Here is a 21,615-nt window from a genome sequence, read left to right as displayed (position 1 = left end):
CTGCGTGGCCGAACGCTCCGGTGCAGCAGCGCCCTCATTCGGCGGCGGTGCGCTGCACGGCCGGAGCGCGCCCGAGGATCCGCAGCAGCGCTCCCTCCAGTGCCTCCTTCGCATTCGCGGTGACCTCCGGGACGCGGAAGGCGACATGCTGGTCAGGCCGCACCAGCACGCAGCCCGTCTCCTTCGTCTCGCGCATGTCAGCCCAGTCGCCGAAGAGGTCGATCAGGTCGCGGTCGGGCCCGATGACATAGGCGGCGATGTCGAGGTCGTGCTGCCGGGCGATGTCGCGCGCCGCTTCGACCCAGGCTTCACCGCCGATGCCGGTGAGCACGGTGAAGCGGCCCTGGCCGACGACGTCGAGGGTCGAGATCCGCCTGCCGTCCCGCTCCAGCCAGAGATGCGGCAGACGGGCGCCGGGCCAGGTCGTGGCCTGGTAGTAGAGCTCGCGGTCGCGCGTCCAGGCGGGTTCCGGGGTGCCGTCGCTCACCACGGCGGCGGAGGCGTAGCGCTGGTTCATCTCGACGCCGTGGCAGTTGAACTCGTAGGACTTGAAGGCGATTGCCTTGCGCAGCGTCTCGCGCTGCTCCGCCGCCTCGGGCGTCGCCGCCTTGCGGGCCGCCATGTTGCGCTGCATCTGCTCGGGGTCGGTGGTCGACAGGAGGCCGAGGCTCTCGAAGATCGGGCCGAATTCCTCGATCGACTTGTTGGCGCGCTCGACGATCTGGCGCGCGATCGGCGACCGCTCGGCGTCGTAGCTCTGCAGCAGCGAGGGATCGGCCTTGCCCTTCAGGACATGGGCGAGCTTCCAGGCGAGGTTGTAGGCGTCCTGGATCGAGGTGTTGGAGCCGAGGCCGTTGGACGGGGGATGGCGGTGCACCGCATCGCCCATGCAGAACACCCGGCCGCTGGTGTTGGACAGCGCGAACATGTGGTTCACCGTCCACAGGCTGTGCGACTTGATCCGGATCGGGATGGTCTGGTCGCCGATCAGGTTGCGCGCCACCTCGACGGCGAGCTCGTCCGTCATCTCGGGCGGCGGCCCGCCGATGTCGTAGCCCCAGACGATCAGCCATTCGTGCCAGGGCCGCACCATGCGCACGAGCCCCATGCCGATGCCGCCGATATGGGCGCCGGGGTGCAGCACCCAGTAGAGCACGCTCGGCCGATGCGCGACATAGCGCGAGAGGTCGGCCTCGAACACGATGTTCATCGAGCCGGCGACGCCCATCCTGCCCTGCATCGGCAGGCCGATATCCTCGGCGACCTTGGAGCGGCCGCCATCGGCGCCGATGAGGTATTTGGCGCGGACCTGAAAGTCCTCGCCGGAGAGACGGTCGCGCACCGTGACGGTGACGCCGTCGGCATCCTGCTCGAGCGCGAGATATTCGCTGTCGAAGCGCACCCGCGAGCCGCGCGCCGCGGCGTTGCCGAGCAGGATCGGCTCCAGCAGGTTCTGCGGAACGTCGCAGATCGTCGTCGGCGAGGACAGCGTGTAGTCGGCGAGGCGGCTGGGGTGATTGCCCCAGGAGTAGAGGCGGCCGAGCTCCTCGCCGGCGAGCGAGGTGCAGAACACATTGTTGCCCATGAGGTTCCAGGCCGCCCGCTTTTCGTTGACCTCGTCCTCGATGCCGAGGTCGCGGAACACCTCCATGGTCCGCTGGTTGGTGATGTGGGCGCGCGGGGTGTCGGCGAGCCAGCGATATTTGGTGACCACGACATTGCGGATGCCGTAGGTCGAGAGCGCCAGGGCCGAGGCGGAGCCGGCCGGGCCGGAGCCCACGATCAGCACGTCGGTTTCAATCATGATCGCCTCCTTGGGACGAGAGCGGATGCGTCGCCGTCCCATCGCGCGGCACGAGGTGCCGGCGGATCGGGAACAGCGACAGGTCGAAACGGTGGGCGATGCTGCCCCACAAGCCCTTGGGGAAGAACCGCATCACCAGGATGGCGATGAGGCCGAGCAGCATCAGGTACCAGGAGCCGAAGCCGGCGAGCTGATCCTGGAGCAGGTAGAACACGGCGACGCCGACGATCGGGCCTTCGATCGAGCCGAGGCCGCCGATGACAACGATGAACAGGACATAGGCGGTCCAGTCGAGCACGGAGAAGGCCGCGTCGGGCGAGATGCGGGCCTTCTGGAAATAGATCAGCGCGCCGGTGAGGCCGGTGCCGAAGGCGGCGACGAGGTAGACCTGGAGCTTCAGGCGGAAGGCGTCGACCCCGACCGACAGCGCCGCGGTCTCGCTGTCGCGGATGGCGGCGAGGGCCAGGCCGCGGCGCGAGCGCAGCACCGCATAGACGAAGGCGATGGTGCCGGCGGCGAGGGCGAGAGCTAGCCAGTAGCTGGCGACGTCGCGGGCCGCGGCCGTGCGCAGGCCCAGGAGCTCGGCCGTGAGGCGCACCAGGGCGCTGTCGTTGGTCACCTCCCGCGGCAGCGACATGCCGGTGCCGCCGCCGAGCGACTTGACCTGCGCCAGCACCAGCCGGAACACCTCGGCCACCACCCAGGTGCCGATGGCGAAATAAGCGCTGCGCAGGCGGAAGACGACGAAGGCGGTCGGCACGGCGACGACGACGGCGCCAACGCCAGCGAGCAGGATGGCGAGCACCGGATCGAGGCCCGCCGCGGCGGTGAGGCCGAACAGGAGATAGGCGCCGAGCCCGACATAGGCCTGCTGGCCGACCGAGACCAGGCCGGCGAAGCCGGCGAGCAGGTTCCAATATTGCGCCAGCGCCAGCATGGTGAAGACGGTGAACAGGTCCTGCACCAGGCCGCGGCCGGCGAGGAGCGGCAGCGCCGCGAGGCCGGCGAGCACCAGCGCGGCCAGCAGGCCGGCGATGGTCGACGCGCGCGTGCCGGTCGCCACGCGGTAGTGCCGCTCCCTTTCGGCCGGAACCCTCTCGGCAGAGGCGAGGATCGACATGGGCGGGCTCACTCGCCGGCGCGCGGGAACAGGCCGCGCGGCTTGAGCACCAGGACGACGAGGAAGGCGAGGTGGCCCGAGAGGATCTGCCATTCCGGGTTGACGGCGGCGCCGAGCGTCTGGGCGATGCCGAGCACGATGCCGCCGGCGAGCGTGCCCCAGAGGCTGCCGAGCCCGCCGATGATCACGGCCTCGAAGGCGAAGATCAGCCGCGCCGGCCCGATGGTCGGATCGAAATTGGCCCGGATGCCGAGGAACAGCGCCGCGATGGCCGAGACCGCGAGCGCCAGGCCCATGGCGAGGCCGAAGAGCGTCCTGGGGTCGATGCCCATCAACTGGGCCGTGGCGGGATCGTCGGAGACGGCGCGAAAGGCGCGGCCGAGCGGCGTCGCGTAGAAGACGGCGTTGAGCCCGACGATGACCAGCACGGCGGTGACGAAGGTGGCGAGCGGCAGGACGCCGATCGCGAGGCCGCCGCCGACCGGCAGCGACGCGGTCTCCAGGGCGCCGGCCGACAGGCGCTGGCTGTCGGCGGAGAAGGCCTGCAGCAGGCCGTTCTGCACGATGATCGAGATGCCGAACGTGGTGAGCAGCGGCGGCAGGATGTCCCTGCCGAGCACGGCGTCGAGCACGCCGCGCTGCAGGACGTAGCCGAGCACGGCCATGGCCGGCAGGCAGAGCAGCGCCGCCGCTATCGGGTGGAGCCCGAGCGCGCGTGCCAGCACCAGGATCAGGAAGGCGGCAAGGACGATGAGATCGCCATGGGCGAGGTTGACCAGCCGCATCACCCCGAAGATCAGCGACAGGCCGGCGGCGAACAGGGCGTAGAGCCCGCCGAGCAGCGTGCCCTGGACCAGGATGTCGAAGAGGGTGGCCATGCCGTCAGTCTCCGAAATAGGCGTGCTGGATGGCCTCGCGGCTGAGCTCGGCGGGTCGGCCCTCGAGCGTGGCGCGGCCCTCCTGCAGGCAGACCACCCGGTCGGCGACGGCGAGGGCCTGGACGATGTCCTGCTCGACCAGCACGATGGCCGTGCCTTCGGCGCGGATCGAGGGCAGGCAGGCATAGACGTCGCGGATGACGATCGGCGCGAGACCCAGCGAGATCTCGTCGCAGAGCAGCAGGCTGGGGTTCGAGATCAGCGCCCGGCCGATGGCCACCATCTGCTGCTGGCCGCCGGACAGGGCGGTGCCCGGACTGTTCCGCCGCGCGCCCAGGATCGGGAACAGCTCGTAGAGCGCCGCCAGCGACCAGCGGCCCGAGCCCTTGCGGCCCCAGCCGCCGACCAGCAGGTTCTCCTCGACCGTGAGCGAGGGGAACAGCTTGCGGCCCTCCGGCACCATGGCGATGCCGCGCCTCATGATGTCAGCCGCGGGCAGGCCGCCGATCGGCTCTCCGTCGAAGCGGACGGCCTCGCGCCGCGCCGGGATCAGGCCGGTGATGGTCTTCAGCAGCGTCGACTTGCCGGCGCCGTTGGCGCCGATGATGGCGAGCGTCTCGCCGCGTCCGACCGTCAGGTCGAGGCCGAACAGGGCCTGGAAGTCGCCGTAGAAGGCATCGAGCGCCGTGATGTCGAGGAGGGCCATGGCGTGTCCTCAGACCGGCGAGCCGAGATAGATGTCGCGCACCTCGGGCAGGCCGATCACGCTGCGTGCCTCGCCTTCGGCGATCTTGCGGCCGAAGTTGAGCACGGTGAGCCGGCCGACCACGGCCAGGAGCGCGTGGACGATGTGCTCGATCCAGACGATGGTGGTGCCGCCGGCATGGATGGTGCGGATGGTGCCGACCAGCGCCTCGCACTCGGCTGATGTGAGGCCGCCGGCGATCTCGTCGAGCAGCAGCAGCCGCGGGCGCGTCGCCAGGGCGCGGGCCATTTCCAGGCGCTTGCGGTCGAGCAGCGTCAGCGTGCCGCCGAGCCGGTTGGCCTTGGCCAGCAGCCCGGTCAGCGCCAGCACCTCGACGCACCAGTCGGCCGCCTCGGCTTCGCGCATGGCACGGCCGAAGCAGGCGGCCACCAGCAGATTCTCGAAGACGGTCAGCGTCTCGAACGGGTGCGGGATCTGGTGCGACCGGCAGATGCCGGCGCGGCAGCGCTGCGCCGCCGGCATCGCGGTGATGTCGCGGCCGTCGAGCCGGATGGCGCCGGCATCGGGCTTCACCGCGCCGGTGATCAGGGCGAACAGCGTGGTCTTGCCGGCGCCGTTCGGCCCGATCACGCCCAGCGCCTCGCCCTCGGTGACGGACAGCGACACGCCGTCGGTCACCACCAGCGAGCCGTAGGCTTTTCGCACGTCCTTAAGCTCGAGCAGCATGGCCGTCTCCGCGCCTCAGGCGATCGCCTGCATCTGGCCGCCGATCGGGATTTGCGGCGCGGTCTGGTTGTCGGTGACGACGATCTGGTATTTGCCGTCGCTGCCGAGCCGCCACTGGCCGCCGACCAGCGGCGTCTTGGCGACGTTTTTGCGGGCGAAGGGCGGCACGGTCTCCTGGCCGAAGCGGATCGGCCCGACGAGGGTGTCGAGGCTGGTCGCGCCGATCGCGGCGATAGTGGCCTTGGCGTCCTTGGGATCGGCTGAGCGCTTCAGCGCATCGATGGCGACCTCGAACAGCGCATGGGCAAAGCCGATCGGCTGGGTCCAGGGCTTGCCGGTCGCCTGCTGATAGGCCGCGCCGATCTCGGCCGCGGATGCGCCGGTGAGCGAGGACTTGAACGGGTGGGTCGGCGTCCACCAGACCTCCGACGAGAGGTTGTGGCCGGCCTTGCCGAGCGCCTCGACGGCGACCGGAAACAGCAGCGCCTTGCCGACCGAGGCGACCTTGGGTCGAAAGCCCTTCTGGCTCGCCTGGGTCCAGAAGGTGGTGAAATCGGGCGGGATCACCACGCCGGTGACGATATCGACCTCCGCCTTGCGGAAGGCGGCGATCTGGGCGGAGAAATCGTCGGTCAGGTTCTGATAGCGGCCGGGATCGGTGAGCCGGTAGCCGAGCTTCGCCAGCACCGGCGGGAAGCCGACATTGGCGTCGCCCCAGGCATTGCCGTCGCCGTCATTGGGGAAGAGCCCGCCGACCGACTTGTTGGTCGCAAGCTGGCCCCACATGTTGGTGAAGACGGCGATGACGTCTTCCAGCCCCCAGAAGAAATGGAAGGTGGAGTTGAACGGCGTCCAGCTCTTGGGATCGGCCGGGTTGCTCTGGCGGCCGATGAAATAGGGCTGCCAGGGCGCCACCGTGGAGATGCAGGGCACCTCCTCGATCTCGGCCTGGGTGGCGACCGGATTGGTGGTCTCCGGCGTGGAGGAGACCAGGATGATGTCGACCGCGTCCTTGACGATCAGCTCCTTGGCCACCTCGGCGGCGCGATTGGGATTGGACTGACTGTCCTTGACCACGACATCGACGGCATAGGTGGCATCGCCGAGCTTCAGGCCGCTTTTGACGGTCTCGAGGAAGCCCTTGATCACGAAATCGTCGGCCTCGCCGAAGGCGGCGAGCGGCCCGGTGCGCGGGCTGACATAGCCGAGCTTGATCGAGGACGCCGCGCGCACGCCCGGCGCGAACAGCGGCATGGTCGCAGCGGCAAGGCCGGCGGTCGCGGATGCCTTCAGGAACGCGCGGCGCGATGTCGTGTAGCCGGCAAAGCGAGTCATGGTGTCCTCCCCAATCTGGCCGGTCGTCCGGCTTGTCGTTGTCTGGCCGCGTTCTCAGGCCGGCGGCAGTCCTTCCCAGGCGCGTCGGATCAGCCGCTCGATGCCGTCGCGCTCGAGCGGCACGGGATTCCAAGAGGGATTGGCCAGGGCCAGGTCGGCCACCCTGGCGATGCCGGCCTCCGGCATGCCGACGTCGCGCAGGGCGCGCGGCGCGGCGACGGCGCCGGCGAGGTCGTGGAGGCGGCGCGGGGCATCGACGCCGCCGAGCGCCCGCTCGATGCGGGCGACGGCCTGCGGCACGGCGGCGGCGTTGTAGGCGAGCGCATGCGGCAGCACGATGGCGTGCGTCTGCGCATGCGGCAGGTCGAAGGCGCCGCCGAGGATGTGGCAGAGCTTGTGGTGCAGCGCCATGCCGACGGCGCCGAGGCAGGCCCCGCAGAGGAAGGCGCCGTAGAGCGCATCGCCGCGGGCAGCCCGGTCGAGTGGATCGCCGGCGATCTTCGGCAAGGCGCGGGCGAGCGCCCGGATGCCTTCTTCCGCCATCAGCGCGGTGATCGGGTCGCCATCCCGGGCATAGAGCGCCTCGACGGCATGGGCGATGGCATTGATGCCCGAGGTGCCGGAGAGGCCGGCGGGCAGGGTCAGGGTGAGGTCGACGTCGTAGATCACCACCTCGGGCAGCACCTTCAGGGAGCGCTGCGTGGTCTTGCGGCCGTCGGTGGTCTCGCCGAGGATCGGCGTCATTTCCGAGCCGGCATAGGTCGTCGGCACCACGATCTGGGGCAGGTCGGTCCTGAGCGCGATCGCCTTGGCCAGCCCCGTGGTCGAGCCGCCGCCGATGGCGATCAGCCCGTCGGCCTGCCTCGCCGTCACTGTCTCCAGCGCCTCGGCCGTGACCTCGACCGGCGTGTGCATGCGCGCGCCGGCAAAGGTGCCGACGCAGCGCCCGGCGAGAGTCGCGGCGAGGCGTTCGGCCTCCTGGGCCTGCTGCGGCGTCGCCAGCACCAGGGCGCGTTCGAGGCCGAGGCCGGCCACTTCCTCCGGCAGGCGCCGGAAGGTGCCGTGGCCGAAGATCACCCGTGCCGGCAGGCGCTCGTAGACGAATCCCTGCATGGAACCGTCGCATCCCGGTGGTGCGGGGCATCACCCCGCATGGCGCGCAGCATGTGGCTGATGCAGCGGAGGGTCCTGCACGGAACGCCGGTGCGTTCTGCACAAAACACCGGCGCGGAGCGGCGGGATCAGGCGATGGAGCGGCGATAGGCGGCCGGGGTGAGGCCGATCTCGCGGCGGAAGATCCGCGTCATGTGCTCCTGGTGGGAGAAGCCGCAGGCGAGGGCAATCTCGGCCAGCGGCAGGTCCGACGTCGCCAGCAGCTCGCGGGCGCGCGCCACGCGCAGGTTGATGATGAAGCGATGCGGCGGCTGGCCGAGCGCCCGGCGGAACAGGCTGGCAAGCTGCGAGACGCTGAGATCGACGGCGCCGGCGAGCTCGTCGAGCCGGATCGAGCGGTGCAGCTGCGATTGCACGAACTCGGTGGCGCGCCCGACCCTGCGCTGCAGGTCGCTCGGCGCCGCGAGCTCGGGCCTGACCCGCATCGTGTCGGCGCTGTGGTTGCGGATCAGCCGCGCCGCCATCATGCGCGCGACATAGTCGACATAGGCCTCGCCAAGGGCGTTGGCGGCGAGCAGCTCGTCCCGGACGGACAGGATCAGCCGCTCGATCAGCGGATCGGCCTCGCCGATGCGCGGCAGGAGCTCCAGCCGGTCGGGATCGCCCCTGCAGAGCTCCTGCGCCACTTCGGCGAGCACCGAATGGCGGAGGTAGAAGTGGATCGTGCGGAGGGGATCGTTGAGCCGGACGCGAAAATCCATGCCGCCCGGCACCATGAAGGTGCCGCCCGGCGCGATCATGCGGCTCTCGCGGCTGACGCCGAGCCAGCGGTCGACCCGGACATAGCTGTCGAGGTGGAGGATGATCAGATGGTCGGGCCGCGGATCGTAGGAATCCTCATAGGGCTGCTCGCGCTGGATCGAGGTGAACACCGACCGCCAGCCCAAGCCTTCGCTCGAGGCCAAAGACCGGTTCTCCTCGCGCAGGAGGATGCCGTGCGTTTCCTGAACCCCGAATGCGCCCACGCCGAACTCCACGGTGGGTCGTTTGCGACGAGCTTAGCCGATGTGGGGACGCGGAAAAAGCGCAGTTCGTCCGCAGGCACAGCGCTCGGCGGCAGGCGCCATGGCCTCGCACGGGCTCGAGGGCGGGATATGGCGAATGGACGAGGCCATGCTCCTGCTCGGTGGTCTTCGAGCGCTTCGACCCGTGAGATCCACGGCACATTCACCCGCGATGCCGGCCCGCCACCGTCGCGGCACATGCGGACGGACAAGCCCGGCGGGGCTCGCCCGACCCTACGCCCGAAGCAAAGCAGGTTTGGATGGAAACAGCACTCTCGAATATGCCGGATATTTCAGGAAATTCGCCGCATCGAAAAATAATAGGCGATTATCTATACTCAATCTAATCCGGTGCCATCTGGCAATTGGGGCCAACCCACTTGTTCGCCGAGGTATCGAGTTCGTTGTCCATGTCAACCGCGCTGCATACGGGATAGCGACTATCGCCACGCCGAGCCATGCTCAGATTTCTATATCGGCGAAGAAGTGTATCGTGATCGGGCTGTTGTTGGCGCTCCTGTTTCAAAGAAAGCTGCATCATGCAGTTGGCGAAAGCGTCGGTGCCCTCTCTAAAGCCGAAATCGATGCACTGCGCCCTGTTATTCGCGGATTGACCAGCATTTCCTTGGTCTGTCGTGCAGGCCGCCAAAAATGCGACGAAGACCAGGAACTGCGTGCAAGCCAAAATGCGCACTTTGTTTTCCTTCGCTGATCTGGACTTTTTGAGGTTCCTCCAAACGTTACCCGATTGCAACCGCGCAGAGCAGGCCCATCGCCGGGCTATGCGCCTGTATGCCGCTTTGCTCCCGCTCCTTGTTTCGACGCGTCTTGGCGATCCCTGGCGATTCCGCCAGATCCCAAGACGCTTCAGTCGAAGAAGCCCGCATCCTCCTCCCTGAGATATTGCTTCGCTCCCTCGGCGTCGATGTCGAGGCCGAGGCCCGGCGCCTCGAGGAGGTCGACCATGCTGTCCCTGACGATCTCTTTCGGCAGGCCGGTGACGATGTCGTGCCACCACGGATCGGAGGCGGAGGGATATTCGAAGGCGATGTAGTTGGCGGGCAGGGTGACGCAGACATTGATCAGCGCGCCGAGGCCGAGGAGCCCGTTCGCCGTGCCGTGCGGCGCCATCAGGATCGAATGCATATAGGCGTGCTCGGCCACCCATTTGAGCTCGGCGATGCCGCCGATATCGGCCGGGTCCGGTCCGATGATGCGCACGGCCTGCGTCTCGATCAGCTCCTTGAAATTGTGGCGCAGATAGATCTGCTCGCCGGTATGGATCGGCGTCGAGGTCGACAGCGTCAGCTCGCGATAGGCCTGCGGGTTCACCCAGGGCACATAGTCGCCCGTCAGCATGTCCTCCAGCCAGGCGAGGTTGTACGTCTCCACCGCCTGGGCGAAGCGGATGGCATCGGGCAGCATCCAGCCCGGGCCGCAATCGAGCGCCAGGCGGACCTTGTCGCCCAGCACCTCCTTCATGGCGATGACGCAGTCGATCAGATGCGCCATGCCGCGGTCGCTGATCGGGCCCTGGTCCATGGCCCCATGATAGTCCGGCGGCTGAGTGATGCCGTAATGGAAGCCCGGCACTGAGCGCTTCATGTTGGAGTGGAAGCTGATGCCCTGCTTCACCATGAAGAAGTTTTCCGGCCGCTCCATCATCCACTTCACATCGGCGGCATAGTCCTCGGGGTTGTCGCCGGTCCTCTTGCGGCGAATCGAGCCGTTATAGACGCGCACCTTGTCGCGGACCTTGCCGCCCAGCAGCTTGTACACCGGCACACCGGCCGCCTTGCCGGCGATGTCCCACAGGGCGTGCTCGATGGCGCTCACCGCGGCGCCATAGGGCTTGAAGGAGCCGCGCTGGCGGATCTTCAGCATCACCCGTTCGACGTCGGTCGGATCCTCGCCGATCAGTGCCTCGCGGAAATGCAGCACCCAGGGCTTGAGATAGGGCTTGGTGTACTCGACCTCGCCGAGGCCGTGCAGGCCTTCGTCGGTGACGATGCGCACGATGGGATGGCGGCCGATGACGGCGCACCTGAGATCCGTGATCTTCATGAGCGCAGCTCTCAGTGCGGCACGCGGTCGAAGCCGACGCGCAGGCGATTCCACTCGCTGGTGTCGGCGAAGTACTGCGCGCCGTCGCGCAGATGCTCGCGGATGACGTCCTCGTTGAGGTCGATGCCGAGGCCGGGCCTGGCCGGCACGCTGACATAGCCGTCGGCCATGTAGTCGTCGTCGAGGCCGGTCACCAGGCTGGTGAAGAAGGGGAGGTCGAGCCCGTGGTGCTCGACGGCGACCAGGCTGGCGACGGCGGCGCCGAGATGCACATTGGCCATGAAGCCGATCGGCGAGCAGCAGGCATGCAGGGCGGTCGGGATGCCGAAGCGCTCGGCATGGTCGGCGATGCGCTTGGTCTCGATCAGGCCGCCCGAGGTCAGCATGTCGGGGTGGATGATGTCGAAGGCCCGCGTCTCGATGGCCTCGCGAAAGCCTTCCCACAGATAGAGGTCCTCGCCGGCCGCCACCGGGGTGAGCAGAGCGTCGGCAACCTTCTTGTGGTTGGCGATATCGGTCCAGGGCAGGGGGTCCTCGACCCAGGCGAGGTTGAACGGCTCGAGCGCATGGCCGATCCGGATCGCCTCGTCCGCCGTGCAGAAACCCTCGCCGAAGTGATCCGTGCACAGCGAGATCTCGTCGCCCACCGCCGCGCGCACGGCGCGCGTGATCTCGACCGCGAGCTCGACGCCGGCCTGGCTGATGCGCGGGCCGGGGCCGCGGCCGGGCACGTACCATTGCCGGTATTGCGGATATTCATACCTGGTCTTCGAGCCGATCAGCGCGCCCGGCGTCGCCTCGAAGAGCTGGCCGGGCAGGTCGAACTTGATGAAGGTGAGGCCGAGTGCCTTGCGCGCCTTCACCACCTCGACATAGCCTTCCGGCGTCATCTTGGCGGGCGCCGGCGTGTCGCCATAGAGGCGCACCTTGTCGCGGTATTTGCCGCCGAGGAGCTGGTAGCAGGGCACGCCATAGGCTTTGCCGACGAGGTCCATCAGCGCGATCTCGATGCCGGAGACGCCGCCGCCCTCGCGGCTCTCGCCGCCATAGCGTTTGATCGACTTGAAGAGATAGTCGACATTGCAGGGGTTCTGGCCGACCAGGAGGTGCTTGAGCCGCATCGCCGTGTCGTGATGGGCGCCGTCCCGCACCTCGCCGAGGCCATGGATGCCCTGGTTGGTGTCGATGCGCAGCATCGGATAGTAGCCGTGGCCGACGATGGTGGCGGTGCGGATATCGGTGATGCGCAGCTCGCTGGGCTGCGAGGCCGTGCGTATGCTGTCCTGGATCGTGTCAAGCGGCGTGCTGGCGTTCCTCATCAGTCTTCCCTTTTGCTGGCCAGGGGCGGCGTCACCTGGTCCTTTCTCCTGGCGGCCCGCATCTGTTCGATGATGTGACGGCCGGACCCTTCGACATGGCGCGCGACCACCCGCGCGGCGCCGTCGGCATCCTGGGCACGGATGCATTCGATCAGCTCGCGATGTTCGCGGATCACCGCCGTGCGCCGGCTCAGCGATGTCGGGAAGCGCCGGCTGATGGCGCGCAGGATCTCGCGGTGCGTCCACCACAGCACCGCGGCATGACGGTTGTAGTGGCGGTCATAGATCAATTGGTGGAAGCGCGTGTCGAGCGCGCCATGCCGGGCGGGATCGGCGAAGTTGAGGTCCTCGATTTCGGTCTGCACCGCCTCCAGGGCGGCAATGTCGGCATCGCCGGCGATGGAGACGAACCAGCGCGTCATGGCCGGTTCGATCAGCACTTCGATCTCGACGATGTCGCGGACGAACTCCTCGTCGATCGGCCGCACGCGTGCGCCCCGGTTGGGCTCCATGATGACGAAGCCTTCCCCCCTGAGCTGCTGCAACGCCTCGCGGATCGGATTGGTCGAGGTGCCGTAGCGCACGGCCAGCTCCGCGACCTTGAGCCGGTCATTGGGGCCGAGGCGGCCCGAGACGATCTCATCGCGGATCCGTTCATAGACCCGGCCCGGCTGCTCGGCGGCTTCTCCCGCGGGGAAGGGGATGACGGTCGTCTTGTCCATATCAGCCGGTTTAACCCCGTTCCTACAGCATGCCAAGCCGATCATGTGTCAACTGCGAAAAATAATGTACGATCTCATTCAGATTGACAGATAGGTTTTGGTTTGGAAGTGTCGGGGCATGGGATGAAGCCGGAGGATACCGGACGTCCGGGAGGGACTGAGCCGGATGCGGACGCGCATCCGCGGCCGCCGTGGAGGCGGACTGTCGTCGGGAGGAGGGATCCAGTGGAAAAGTCGCAAGATCGTGCCATTGCGGCCGGCCGGCCGTTGCGCCGAGGGGCGCTGGCGATGGGCCTGGCCGTATCGCTGTCGACCACCGCCGCCCATGCCCAGAGCGTCGACCTCAGCAGATGGTCGCCCGACTATATTCGCTCCATTGCCGGCACGGAGGAGGTCGACACCGCGGCCGAGTGTTCCAAGGTGGTGCCGCTCGACACCAAGGGCCGGGTGTCGGTCTGGTGGACCGGGCCGAACGACGCCTCGCCCGACATCTCGCGCAAGGTGCACGAGGAATTCTGGGCTGCCTTCAAGGCCGCCTATCCCAACATCAGGCTCGACTACCAGAACATCGACTACAACCAGCTGATCGACAAATTGCGCACCGCGACGCTCGGGAATGCCGCGCCGATGGTCGTGCGGCTGCAGATCCTCGGCAGCGTCGAATTTGCATCCAAGGGCTATTTCATGCCGCTGAAACCGGAAGACGTCGGCTATTCCGCCGCCGATTTCTGGCCGGGCGCCTTGAAGTCGGTGACCTATGACGGCGTGTCCTACGGCATTCCCACCAACAACGAGACGATGGCGCTGATCTGGAACGCCGACATCTTCCGGCGGGCGGGCCTGGATCCGGACCATCCGCCGGCGACCTGGGACGATGTCGTCACCTATTCCAGACAGATCCACGACAGGCTGGGCCTGTCCGGCTATGGGCTCGTGGCCAAGCAGAACGCCGGCAACACGCCGTTCCGCTTCATGCCGCAGCTCTGGGCCTTCGGCGGCGGCGCGCTCGACGAAGCCAGCGACAAGCCGACCTACAAGGCCGTGGAGATCAACAATGACGGCGCCAAGGCGGCGCTGCAATCGATCTACGACATGTATGTGCGCGACAAGTCCGTGCCGGTCTCGGCCCTGACCAACACCCAGAACGAGAACCAGAACCCCTTCATCGCCGGCAAGCTCGGCATGATGATCGCCCACCCGGCCGAGTACGCCAAGATGGTGGACCTCGCCGCCAAGGCCACCGGCGCCGACAAGGCGGTTGCGGACCAGGTGGTTCAGAACATGCGCTACGGCCTGATCCCGAAGGGGCCGGCCCGGCGCGCCGTGGTGTTCGGTGGCTCCAACATCCACATCGTCAAGACCGACTATGTCGACGGCGGCCTCGACGAGAAGGCGGCCAAGGCGCTGGTCTGCTTCTGGACCGGTCCGGAATGGTCGACCAAGCTCGCCTGGGTCGATTCCAATCCCAGCAACCTGCGCGGCTTCAAGACCAAGTGGATGAAGCAGCGTCTCGACAGCATCAAGTTCCTCGACGTCACGACGTCGATGCTGCCCAACGGCATTCCGTTCCCGGTGATCCCGGAATCGACCGAGATCATGAACAACATCGTGCCCGACATGATGCAGAACGTGCTGACGCAGAAGATGTCGGTGTCGGAAGCCGCCGACGATGCGGCCGGCAAGGTCCAGGCCCTGCTGGACGGACAATAGCGCCCTGACGGAACGGCCGGCGGCTCCTTCGCCGCCGGCGGCACGTCTCCATGCAACCCGTGGAAGGGCCCGCGCCCGTGAGCATCGCGACAGACCGGAACGTCATCGCGCCTGCGCCGGCCTTGCGGCGCAAGCGCGGCTCCATCCTGCGGCAGGTCGTCGAGCATCGTGCCGACTACCTCTACGTCCTGCCGGCCATCCTGGTGATGCTGGTGGTGATCGCCTATCCGATCTACTACACGATCGAGCTCAGCTTCTTCAAGACGCCCCCGAACCTTCAGATGAAGGACAAGATCTTCGTGGGGCTCGACAATTACGCCGCCATCCTGTCGAGCGCCTCCTTCCGGAGAGTGACGCTCAACACCCTGATCTGGACCGTGCTCTCGACGGGGTTCGCCTTCATCCTGGGGCTCGCCGCGGCCCTGGCGCTGCACCGCGAGTTCGCCGGCAGGGGCCTGCTCCGCGCCATCCTGCTCATTCCCTATGTCGTGAGCGCCGTTGCCGCGTCCTATGTCTGGAAATGGCTCTACCACTCCGATTTCGGCGTCATCGGCGCATTGTCCGTGCAGCTCGGCATCACCGACAGGCCGATCAACTTTCTCGACAACACCACCACCGTCCTTCCCTCGCTGATCGTCGTCAATGTCTGGAAGGAGTTCTCCTTCGCCATGGTGATGCTGATGGCGGGGCTGCAGACCGTGCCGGAGCAGCTGCTGCGGGCGGCGCGCGTCGACGGCGCCAACACCTGGCAGAGCTTCTGGCACGTGACCTTCCCGCATCTCAGGGGCGTGTCGATGGTCACCGTGCTGCTGCTGATGGTGGCGAATTTCAACGCCTTCATCATCCCCTGGATCATGACGGGCGGCGGCCCGGCCGGCGCCTCCGACATCTGGATCACCGACATCTACACCATCGCCTTCGGCCGCCAGCGCTACGGCGTCGCCTCGGCCTATGCGGTCATCCTGTTCGTCGTGATGATGGTGCTCGGCACCTTCTACGTGAAGGCCCTGACGCGCGGCGACGACGGGAGGGCGCAATGACCGCCACCCCGCAGCCCGCCCGCCGCGCCGCCCGCAAGCCCTTCGACGGCTGGCGCTGGGCCGGGCGGCTGACCATCCTGTTCCTCCTGGTCTTCACCGTGCTGCCGATGGCCTGGATGGTGCTGACCTCGATCAAGACGCAGTTCGCCGCCCTGCAATATCCGCCGCAATGGTGGCCCGCCGAGCCGACGCTCGCCAATTACTGGCGCCTGATCAATCCGGCCGATTCCACCGGCCGGGAATTCCTGCTCTATTTCTGGAACAGTCTCTTCGTCTCGCTCACCACCACCATCCTCGGCGTCGTCGTGGCGGTGCCGGCGGCCTATGCCTTCTCGCGCTTCCGCTTCCCGGGCCGGCAGTTGCTGTTCTTCGCCGTGCTGGTGCGCAACATGTTCCCGGCGGTGGTCTTCCTGATGCCGCTCTTCCTGCTGATGCGCTGGATGGGCCTCGTCAACACCCACGGCTCGCTGATCCTGACCTACCTCACCTTCGGCCTGCCGCTGTCGATCTGGCTGCTCAAGGGCTTCTTCGACAACATCCCGGTGCAGCTCGAGCAGGCGGCCCGCATCGACGGCGCCACGCGCTTCCAGGCCTTCCTGCTGATCGTCATGCCGCTCTCGACGCCCGGCATCATCGCCACCTCGATCTTCTCCTTCATCGGCGCCTGGAACGAATATGTCTATGCCTACACCTTCCTGTCGAAGCAGGACTCGATGACGCTGCCCGTCGGCATCCAGCGCTTCTTCACCGAATTCGCCACCGACTGGCCGGGCCTGATGGCGGCGACCTTCCTGATGAGCGTGCCCGTCGTCGTGCTCTTCCTCGTCCTGCAGAAATACTTCGTGCGCGCCCTCACCGAGGGTGCCGTCAAGCATTAGGAGGTCGTTGATGGCCGGAGTGGTCCTCAAGGACGTGATGAAATCCTATGGCGCCGTGCATGCGGTGCAGGATGTGTCGTTCAGGGTCGAGGACGGCGAGTTCGTGGCGCTGGTCGGGCCCTCGGGCTGCGGCAAGACCACGACGCTCAACCTGATCGCCGGCCTGATCCCGCTGTCCTCGGGCGAGATCGTCATCGGCGAGCGGGTGGTGACCGATCTCGATCCCAAGGACCGGGACATCGCGATGGTGTTCCAGAACTACGCGCTCTATCCCAACAAGACGGTCTTCAACAATCTCGCCTTCCCGCTGCAGATGCGCAGGCAATCGAAGGACGCGATCGAGAAGAAGGTGCGCGAGGCCGCTGCCGTGCTCGACATCACCCATCTGCTGGAGCGCCGCCCGCGCGAGCTCTCGGGCGGCCAGCAGCAGCGGGTGGCGCTCGGCCGCGCCCTGGTGCGCGATCCCGCCGTGTTCCTGATGGACGAGCCGCTCTCCAACCTCGACGCCAAGCTGCGCGTGCAGATGCGCAGCGAGATCAAGCGCTTCCACCACAACCTCAACGCCACCATCGTCTATGTCACGCATGATCAGCTCGAAGCGGTGACCATGGCCGACAAGATGGCCGTGATGCATGGCGGCTTCCTGCAGCAATATGATTCACCGGCCAACGTCTTCGCCAATCCGGTCAATACGTTCGTCGCCAGCTTCGTCGGCAGCCCGGCCATGAGCCTCATTCCCGTCGATGTCGCGAGCGAAGGCGGCACGATGGCTCTCAGGGGAGCCGGCGGCTGGACCCTGCCGCTTTCCCCGCTCAACGCCCGCAAGGCGCAGGGCTCCAGCACCGGCAAGGCGGTGCTCGGCGCCCGCCATTCCACGCTCAAGCTGCACAGGCAGGCTGCGCCCGGGCGGGTACCGGGCAAGATCTACAGCGTCGAGCCGACCGGCGACGTCACCTTCGTGCAGGTCGTCGTCGATGCGGAGGTCATCAATATCAGCCTCGATCCCAGCGTGGCGGTCGAGCCGGACGAGGCGGTGTGGATCGCGTTCGACCAGGACAGGCTGCACCTGTTCGACGGCCGGACGACGATGGCTCTCAAGGTGGCGTGACGGATTCGGATCGGTTCGGAAAGTCCCATGAAAATCAGTGCAATCACGCCCTATCCGGTCTGGGTCGGCACGCGCAACCAGCTCATCGTCAAGGTCGAGACCGACGAGGGCGTCCATGGCTGGGGCGAGAGCGGGCTCTCCGGCCGCGAGAAGGCCGTGGTCGGTGCCATGGAGCATTATCGCGAATTCCTGATCGGGCGCGATCCGATGGCGATCGGCGCGCTGTGGCAGGAGATGTATCGCAGCCAGTATTTCGAGGGCGGACGGGTGCTCACCGCTGCCATCTCCGCCATCGACATTGCGCTGCACGACATCAAGGGCAAGGCCCTGGGCGTGCCGGTCTACCAGCTGCTCGGCGGCAAGCAGCGCGACCACATCCCGACCTTCGCCACGACCCGCGGCCCGTGCGGGCCCGAGATCATCGAGCAGGCCAGGGACCTGATGGCGGCGGGCTGGAATGCCATCCGCCTCCTCCCCGCGGACCACGACAGCAGCGGCGTCTACGAGCCGCGCCGCAGCATCGGCGAAACGGCCAGATGGTGCGCGAAGGCGCGCGAGGAGCTGGGAGACGCCGTGGTGCTGGGCATCGACTATCACCACCGTCTTTCGGTCGCCGAAGCCGCGTCCTATTGCCAGAAGATGCCGTCGGGAACGCTGGACTTCCTGGAGGAGCCGATCCGCGACGAGACGCCGGCGGCCTATGAGGCCCTGCGCAGGCTCACCGACATCCCCTTCGCCATCGGCGAGGAATTCGCCAGCAAGTGGCAGTTCCTGCCCTATGTCGAGCGCGACATCCACCAGTTCAACCGCATCGATGTCTGCAATGTCGGCGGGCTGACCGAAGCGATGAAGGTCGCCGGCTGGAGCGAGGCTCATTACGTCGACATGATGCCCCACAATCCGCTGGGGCCGATCTGCACCGCCGCCACCATCCATTTCGCCGCGGCCGTGCCCAACTTCGCCTGGCTGGAGACCCGCGCCTCGCCGGGCGAGCGCCATCTCGGCTTCGACGACGGCGAGATCTTCACGACCCAGCCGCGCCTCGCCGGCGCGGTCTACGAGGTCGGCGATGCACCGGGGCTCGGCATCGAGGTCGACGAGGCGCTGATCCGCAAGCAGAGCTTCAAATTCTGGGAGCCGCCGCATCTGCGGCGCGCCGACGGTTCGATCACCAACTGGTAGGGCCTCGACCGCGTCGAGGGCTCAAGGAGACGTGCCATGACCCATACGCCGGATATCACGCGCCCCGACAGGGAGCTGGTCGCCGCACTGCACGCGCTCGGCGCGGCGACCGTTGCCGGCATTCTCGGCCATATGGGCATCCGCAATCCGCACATGTCAGGACCGGTGAGCTGGAACCAAGGCAAGTCGATCGCCGGGCCGGCCCTGACGCTGCAGTTCATGCCCAAGCGCGAAGACCTCTACGGCGAGGGGGAATATGCCGATCCGGAAAAGCAGCTCCATCGCCACGTGCTCTATCACGTGAGGGAAGGCGACATCGTGGTCGTCGACGCGCGCGCCGACATGACCGCCGGCGTGTTCGGCGACATGATGTCGACCTATTTCAAGGGCCGCGGCGGCGCCGGCATGGTCATCGACGGGTGCCTGCGCGACTATCCCAACCTCAGGAAGCTCGACCTGCCGCTCTGGGTCCGCGGCTGGACGCCGAATTTCCATACCCAGACGGGGTTGATGCCCTTTGCCGTCAACGTGCCGATCGCCTGCGGCGGCGTCACCGTCATTCCCGGCGACATCGTCGTGGCCGATGACGATGGCGCGGTGGTCGTGCCCGTCGCCCTGGCCGGCAAGGTCGTCGAGACCTCCAAGGTGCATCATGAATGGGAGGATTTCTCCCGCATGAAGCTGATGCAGGGCGCGCCGCTGCAGCGTTACTACCCCCTGCACGACGATGCCCGAGCCGAGTATGAGGAATGGCGCAGGGCGAATCCCGCCGGGCAAGCCGGCACTTGAGGCGCCCGAGCCGCTCCGCGAGCGGCCCATGCTGCCGACCGGTCGTCTTTGGGGGGCGTCGGCGGCATGCCGATGTCGCCACCCGTAAGCCTGTGACATCGGATCGAGACGTCGGTCCCCGCCTTGCGCACCCGCTGAAGCGGTTGACTCCGGCACTGCGGTGCGCTTCCGGTCATGTCCGCGCTCGATGGTTCCGCAGGTTCAGATCCTGCCCCCCGCAACCAGACAAGATAAGCAATACAATCAAAGCCGCCCCAACGGCGCGGCTTTCAGCGTTCCAGCACCCTAAGCCGCCTGTGAAGAATCCCGATGCAGCCAGGACGAGAGCGCACCAAAGCGACCTCAGCCAGTTGAGGATGAGGCTGAAGTTGTATCCGACGGCGGCGAGGACGGCGTTGTTGGCATCGCCGGCTGTTCCCACCAGGAAGTTGTCACCGCCTCCTGCATGGTGCGCAGGCGTTTGAGGGCCTTGCTGGCGCGCTTGAACTGCTTGGCGTGGGCATAGCGCCGGTGCTTGATCAGCGCGAACTTGCCGGCCCGGGCATAGGATTGGCCCAGGACCAGGCCATGCCTCTTGACCCTGCCACCTTCGCGATAGCTCTCGTGCAGCGGGATCGCCGACGGAGAGTCTCGATTGGGGACGATATCGGAGGTCCGCTTGAGGAACGGAGACCGGAGATGGACGACGCGACGATCCTGCTGGTACATTGAATGCCGACGGATCTCTCGACCTGTTCAGCGATCCGGCTGATAGCGAGCAGGGCAGGGCCTCCGCGATGGGCAGGATCACGCGGGCCGAAATCTACGGGAAATTCGGGATGCATTTGCCGGTGGCTTCGGGAAATGAGGGGCCTGAGTTGTAATGTCGGGGCGAATTATCGCGATCGTCGGAAATGGCGATGTGAGTGACCAAGGACGGCAGACGGTGCTCTCTGCTGATCTTGTAATCCGCTTCAACGATTGCCGATCGGCCGGTGAAGACGCCTGGCGGACTGATGTGGTGGCTGTTCCCAACAGCGGGATAGACGGCAAGGCGATTGTAGAAAATCCTTCATGGGTTACCGTCCCAGGCATAGCAGCGGCAGCGGAGATCTGGTGCGTTCGCGATCCGGTCTGGCTCGACGCCATTCGCCCGGAGTTTGTCCGTGCTTATCCTGGATTCGAGGATATGTGCATCGACTATAGTGGAGGTATCCAGGAGATATGCGACCGGCACGGCAAGCGGTTGAGGATACTGTCAGCGGCTACGCATCAGCGGCTGGACGAGGAACTCGCGGCATTTTCGCCGCCACCCTATGCTGTCCCTTCCTCGGGGCTCATCGTTGCTGCCGATGTCCTATGGAATGTCGCTTCCACGGTTGATCGTATCGTTGTCGCCGGCTTCAGCCACCAGGGATCGGGAGAGCATCCATGGGTTGCCGAGGAACAATGGGTGGATCGGAAGGTGGCCGAAGGAAAGCTGTTTCGGGACACTATTCCGCCGGCGCGTCCGACACTCGTCGCGCCAGGCCCATAGCCCACTGGGCGACAAGAGAGTGCCAACGGCCCGCTCCATTTTTTCTCAGCCTCGACCATGACAAACTCATTCCTCGGGAGCGGGAGGGCCGGGCATAACGACGCAACGGCTCGAAATAGTCGCCTGTGAAGAACTCGCAACCCTTTGAAGGGTGGAGAGTTTCCGTATTCTCCAAGTATTGGCGATTGCCGGAGATCGCGGATGTGGACAGCGATTTCCGGCAAATTGACGGGGCGTTCTGCGCGTGACTCCGTCGTCACGACGAGGCGGCGATGGAGCGAGCCATGCGTCCGAGAGAACGGCGGGAGGGCGGCCAGACCGACCTGTTCCGGGCCCGGCTCGACCAGATCCTCGACATGGGCCATGCGCTGGTGAAGCTGGCACGGACGATCGACTGGGGTTTCCTGGAGAAGCAGTTCGGGGCGGTCTACGACGATGACCCGGGACGGCCGCCCGCCGCTGCCGACCCGGCTGACGACGAATGCTCCGCATTCGCGTTGAGATGGCGGGCCTGGCTATCCTCAAGGCGACATACAACCTG

At 66.7% G+C, this 21,615-nt stretch carries 20 protein-coding genes and 1 pseudogene; 9 read left to right on the top strand and 12 right to left on the bottom strand.

Going from position 1 to position 21,615, the window contains the following annotated elements; all coding sequences use genetic code 11:
* Positions 1-34: 34 nt before the first annotated feature.
* The 8 genes from QO011_RS34570 to QO011_RS34535 all read right to left on the bottom strand — a co-directional run bounded on the left by QO011_RS34570 (position 35) and on the right by QO011_RS34535 (position 8,707).
* Positions 35-1,804 carry an FAD-dependent oxidoreductase gene (locus QO011_RS34570; protein WP_307282666.1) on the bottom strand — a complete coding sequence of 590 codons (1,770 nt, stop codon included), beginning with the start codon at positions 1,802-1,804 and terminating at the stop codon, positions 35-37.
* Entirely contained in the window at positions 1,797-2,924 is a 1,128-nt protein-coding gene (locus tag QO011_RS34565; protein WP_307282663.1) for a branched-chain amino acid ABC transporter permease, read from the bottom strand. The genes QO011_RS34570 and QO011_RS34565 overlap by 8 nt, the downstream gene beginning before the upstream one ends.
* A gap of 8 nt (positions 2,925-2,932) precedes the next feature.
* Positions 2,933-3,802 carry a branched-chain amino acid ABC transporter permease gene (locus tag QO011_RS34560; RefSeq protein ID WP_307282659.1) on the bottom strand — a complete coding sequence of 290 codons (870 nt, stop codon included), beginning with the start codon at positions 3,800-3,802 and terminating at the stop codon, positions 2,933-2,935.
* A 4-nt stretch (positions 3,803-3,806) separates the two neighbouring features.
* Complete coding sequence (locus QO011_RS34555; protein WP_307282657.1) at positions 3,807-4,508, bottom strand: ABC transporter ATP-binding protein; 702 nt, start codon at positions 4,506-4,508, stop codon at positions 3,807-3,809.
* Between the two features lie 9 nt (positions 4,509-4,517).
* Complete coding sequence (locus tag QO011_RS34550) at positions 4,518-5,234, bottom strand: ABC transporter ATP-binding protein (RefSeq protein WP_307282654.1); 717 nt, start codon at positions 5,232-5,234, stop codon at positions 4,518-4,520.
* 15 nt (positions 5,235-5,249) lie between these two features.
* Positions 5,250-6,569 (bottom strand): ABC transporter substrate-binding protein, encoded by a 1,320-nt coding sequence (locus tag QO011_RS34545; RefSeq protein ID WP_307282652.1) that lies wholly within the window; start codon positions 6,567-6,569, stop codon positions 5,250-5,252.
* A gap of 54 nt (positions 6,570-6,623) precedes the next feature.
* Complete coding sequence (locus QO011_RS34540; RefSeq protein WP_307282649.1) at positions 6,624-7,682, bottom strand: maleylacetate reductase; 1,059 nt, start codon at positions 7,680-7,682, stop codon at positions 6,624-6,626.
* A 128-nt stretch (positions 7,683-7,810) separates the two neighbouring features.
* The gene (locus tag QO011_RS34535; RefSeq protein ID WP_307282646.1) at positions 7,811-8,707 is read right to left on the bottom strand and encodes a helix-turn-helix domain-containing protein; all 897 of its coding nucleotides are present in this window, start codon (positions 8,705-8,707) and stop codon (positions 7,811-7,813) included.
* A 136-nt stretch (positions 8,708-8,843) separates the two neighbouring features.
* On the opposite strand from QO011_RS34535, the gene QO011_RS34530 reads away from it, so the two are divergent.
* Positions 8,844-9,458 (top strand): hypothetical protein, encoded by a 615-nt coding sequence (locus tag QO011_RS34530; RefSeq protein ID WP_307282644.1) that lies wholly within the window; start codon positions 8,844-8,846, stop codon positions 9,456-9,458.
* Positions 9,459-9,613: 155 nt separating this feature from the next.
* Here the strand turns inward: QO011_RS34530 and QO011_RS34525 are convergent, their stop codons facing one another.
* The 3 genes from QO011_RS34525 to QO011_RS34515 are packed head-to-tail and all read right to left on the bottom strand — an operon-like array spanning position 9,614 to position 12,851.
* Entirely contained in the window at positions 9,614-10,810 is a 1,197-nt protein-coding gene (locus tag QO011_RS34525) for a mandelate racemase/muconate lactonizing enzyme family protein (RefSeq protein ID WP_307282641.1), read from the bottom strand.
* Between the two features lie 11 nt (positions 10,811-10,821).
* The gene (locus QO011_RS34520; protein WP_307282638.1) at positions 10,822-12,129 is read right to left on the bottom strand and encodes a mandelate racemase/muconate lactonizing enzyme family protein; all 1,308 of its coding nucleotides are present in this window, start codon (positions 12,127-12,129) and stop codon (positions 10,822-10,824) included.
* Complete coding sequence (locus tag QO011_RS34515) at positions 12,129-12,851, bottom strand: GntR family transcriptional regulator (protein ID WP_307282963.1); 723 nt, start codon at positions 12,849-12,851, stop codon at positions 12,129-12,131. Before QO011_RS34515 ends, QO011_RS34520 begins: the two co-directional genes overlap by 1 nt.
* A gap of 288 nt (positions 12,852-13,139) precedes the next feature.
* Between QO011_RS34515 and QO011_RS34510 the strand changes: the two genes are divergently transcribed.
* The 6 genes from QO011_RS34510 to QO011_RS34485 all read left to right on the top strand — a co-directional run bounded on the left by QO011_RS34510 (position 13,140) and on the right by QO011_RS34485 (position 19,558).
* Positions 13,140-14,561 carry an extracellular solute-binding protein gene (locus QO011_RS34510; RefSeq protein ID WP_307282958.1) on the top strand — a complete coding sequence of 474 codons (1,422 nt, stop codon included), beginning with the start codon at positions 13,140-13,142 and terminating at the stop codon, positions 14,559-14,561.
* Between the two features lie 83 nt (positions 14,562-14,644).
* Positions 14,645-15,601 (top strand): carbohydrate ABC transporter permease, encoded by a 957-nt coding sequence (locus QO011_RS34505; RefSeq protein WP_307282955.1) that lies wholly within the window; start codon positions 14,645-14,647, stop codon positions 15,599-15,601.
* The gene (locus QO011_RS34500) at positions 15,598-16,479 is read left to right on the top strand and encodes a carbohydrate ABC transporter permease (RefSeq protein WP_307282635.1); all 882 of its coding nucleotides are present in this window, start codon (positions 15,598-15,600) and stop codon (positions 16,477-16,479) included. Before QO011_RS34505 ends, QO011_RS34500 begins: the two co-directional genes overlap by 4 nt.
* A gap of 10 nt (positions 16,480-16,489) precedes the next feature.
* Complete coding sequence (locus tag QO011_RS34495) at positions 16,490-17,587, top strand: ABC transporter ATP-binding protein (RefSeq protein WP_307282632.1); 1,098 nt, start codon at positions 16,490-16,492, stop codon at positions 17,585-17,587.
* A gap of 27 nt (positions 17,588-17,614) precedes the next feature.
* Entirely contained in the window at positions 17,615-18,769 is a 1,155-nt protein-coding gene (locus tag QO011_RS34490; RefSeq protein WP_307282630.1) for a mandelate racemase/muconate lactonizing enzyme family protein, read from the top strand.
* Between the two features lie 36 nt (positions 18,770-18,805).
* Positions 18,806-19,558, top strand: a complete 753-nt coding sequence (locus QO011_RS34485; protein ID WP_307282628.1) for a ribonuclease activity regulator RraA — start codon at positions 18,806-18,808, stop codon at positions 19,556-19,558.
* Between the two features lie 342 nt (positions 19,559-19,900).
* Here QO011_RS34485 and QO011_RS42625 read toward each other — a convergent pair whose 3' ends face one another.
* Entirely contained in the window at positions 19,901-20,266 is a 366-nt protein-coding gene (locus tag QO011_RS42625; protein ID WP_442358312.1) for a hypothetical protein, read from the bottom strand.
* 193 nt (positions 20,267-20,459) lie between these two features.
* Between QO011_RS42625 and QO011_RS34475 the strand changes: the two genes are divergently transcribed.
* Both QO011_RS34475 and QO011_RS34470 read left to right on the top strand, forming a co-directional pair.
* Positions 20,460-21,074, top strand: coding sequence for a Urease operon accessory protein (locus QO011_RS34475; protein WP_307282625.1), 615 nt, complete (start codon positions 20,460-20,462; stop codon positions 21,072-21,074).
* Between the two features lie 284 nt (positions 21,075-21,358).
* Positions 21,359-21,615, top strand: a pseudogene (locus QO011_RS34470) (transposase); the annotation flags it as partial.

The sequence above is a fragment of the Labrys wisconsinensis genome (assembly GCF_030814995.1).
Lineage (GTDB): Bacteria > Pseudomonadota > Alphaproteobacteria > Rhizobiales > Labraceae > Labrys > Labrys wisconsinensis.
This window is presented reverse-complemented; position numbering and strand designations above follow the sequence as displayed.

Excerpts from the sequence above, each read along its gene's own strand:
- QO011_RS34485 (WP_307282628.1), top strand. The coding sequence starts at position 18,806 with ATGACCCATACGCCGGATATCACGCGCCCCGACAGGGAGCTGGTCGCC.
- QO011_RS34495 (WP_307282632.1), top strand. The coding sequence starts at position 16,490 with ATGGCCGGAGTGGTCCTCAAGGACGTGATGAAATCCTATGGCGCCGTG.
- QO011_RS34515 (WP_307282963.1), bottom strand. The coding sequence starts at position 12,851 with ATGGACAAGACGACCGTCATCCCCTTCCCCGCGGGAGAAGCCGCCGAG.
- QO011_RS34550 (WP_307282654.1), bottom strand. The coding sequence starts at position 5,234 with ATGCTGCTCGAGCTTAAGGACGTGCGAAAAGCCTACGGCTCGCTGGTG.
- QO011_RS34565 (WP_307282663.1), bottom strand. The coding sequence starts at position 2,924 with ATGTCGATCCTCGCCTCTGCCGAGAGGGTTCCGGCCGAAAGGGAGCGG.
- QO011_RS34525 (WP_307282641.1), bottom strand. The coding sequence starts at position 10,810 with ATGAAGATCACGGATCTCAGGTGCGCCGTCATCGGCCGCCATCCCATC.
- QO011_RS34560 (WP_307282659.1), bottom strand. The coding sequence starts at position 3,802 with ATGGCCACCCTCTTCGACATCCTGGTCCAGGGCACGCTGCTCGGCGGG.
- QO011_RS34540 (WP_307282649.1), bottom strand. The coding sequence starts at position 7,682 with ATGCAGGGATTCGTCTACGAGCGCCTGCCGGCACGGGTGATCTTCGGC.
- QO011_RS34530 (WP_307282644.1), top strand. The coding sequence starts at position 8,844 with ATGGACGAGGCCATGCTCCTGCTCGGTGGTCTTCGAGCGCTTCGACCC.
- QO011_RS34570 (WP_307282666.1), bottom strand. The coding sequence starts at position 1,804 with ATGATTGAAACCGACGTGCTGATCGTGGGCTCCGGCCCGGCCGGCTCC.
- QO011_RS34555 (WP_307282657.1), bottom strand. The coding sequence starts at position 4,508 with ATGGCCCTCCTCGACATCACGGCGCTCGATGCCTTCTACGGCGACTTC.
- QO011_RS34500 (WP_307282635.1), top strand. The coding sequence starts at position 15,598 with ATGACCGCCACCCCGCAGCCCGCCCGCCGCGCCGCCCGCAAGCCCTTC.
- QO011_RS34490 (WP_307282630.1), top strand. The coding sequence starts at position 17,615 with ATGAAAATCAGTGCAATCACGCCCTATCCGGTCTGGGTCGGCACGCGC.
- QO011_RS34520 (WP_307282638.1), bottom strand. The coding sequence starts at position 12,129 with ATGAGGAACGCCAGCACGCCGCTTGACACGATCCAGGACAGCATACGC.
- QO011_RS34545 (WP_307282652.1), bottom strand. The coding sequence starts at position 6,569 with ATGACTCGCTTTGCCGGCTACACGACATCGCGCCGCGCGTTCCTGAAG.
- QO011_RS34510 (WP_307282958.1), top strand. The coding sequence starts at position 13,140 with ATGGGCCTGGCCGTATCGCTGTCGACCACCGCCGCCCATGCCCAGAGC.
- QO011_RS42625 (WP_442358312.1), bottom strand. The coding sequence starts at position 20,266 with ATGTACCAGCAGGATCGTCGCGTCGTCCATCTCCGGTCTCCGTTCCTC.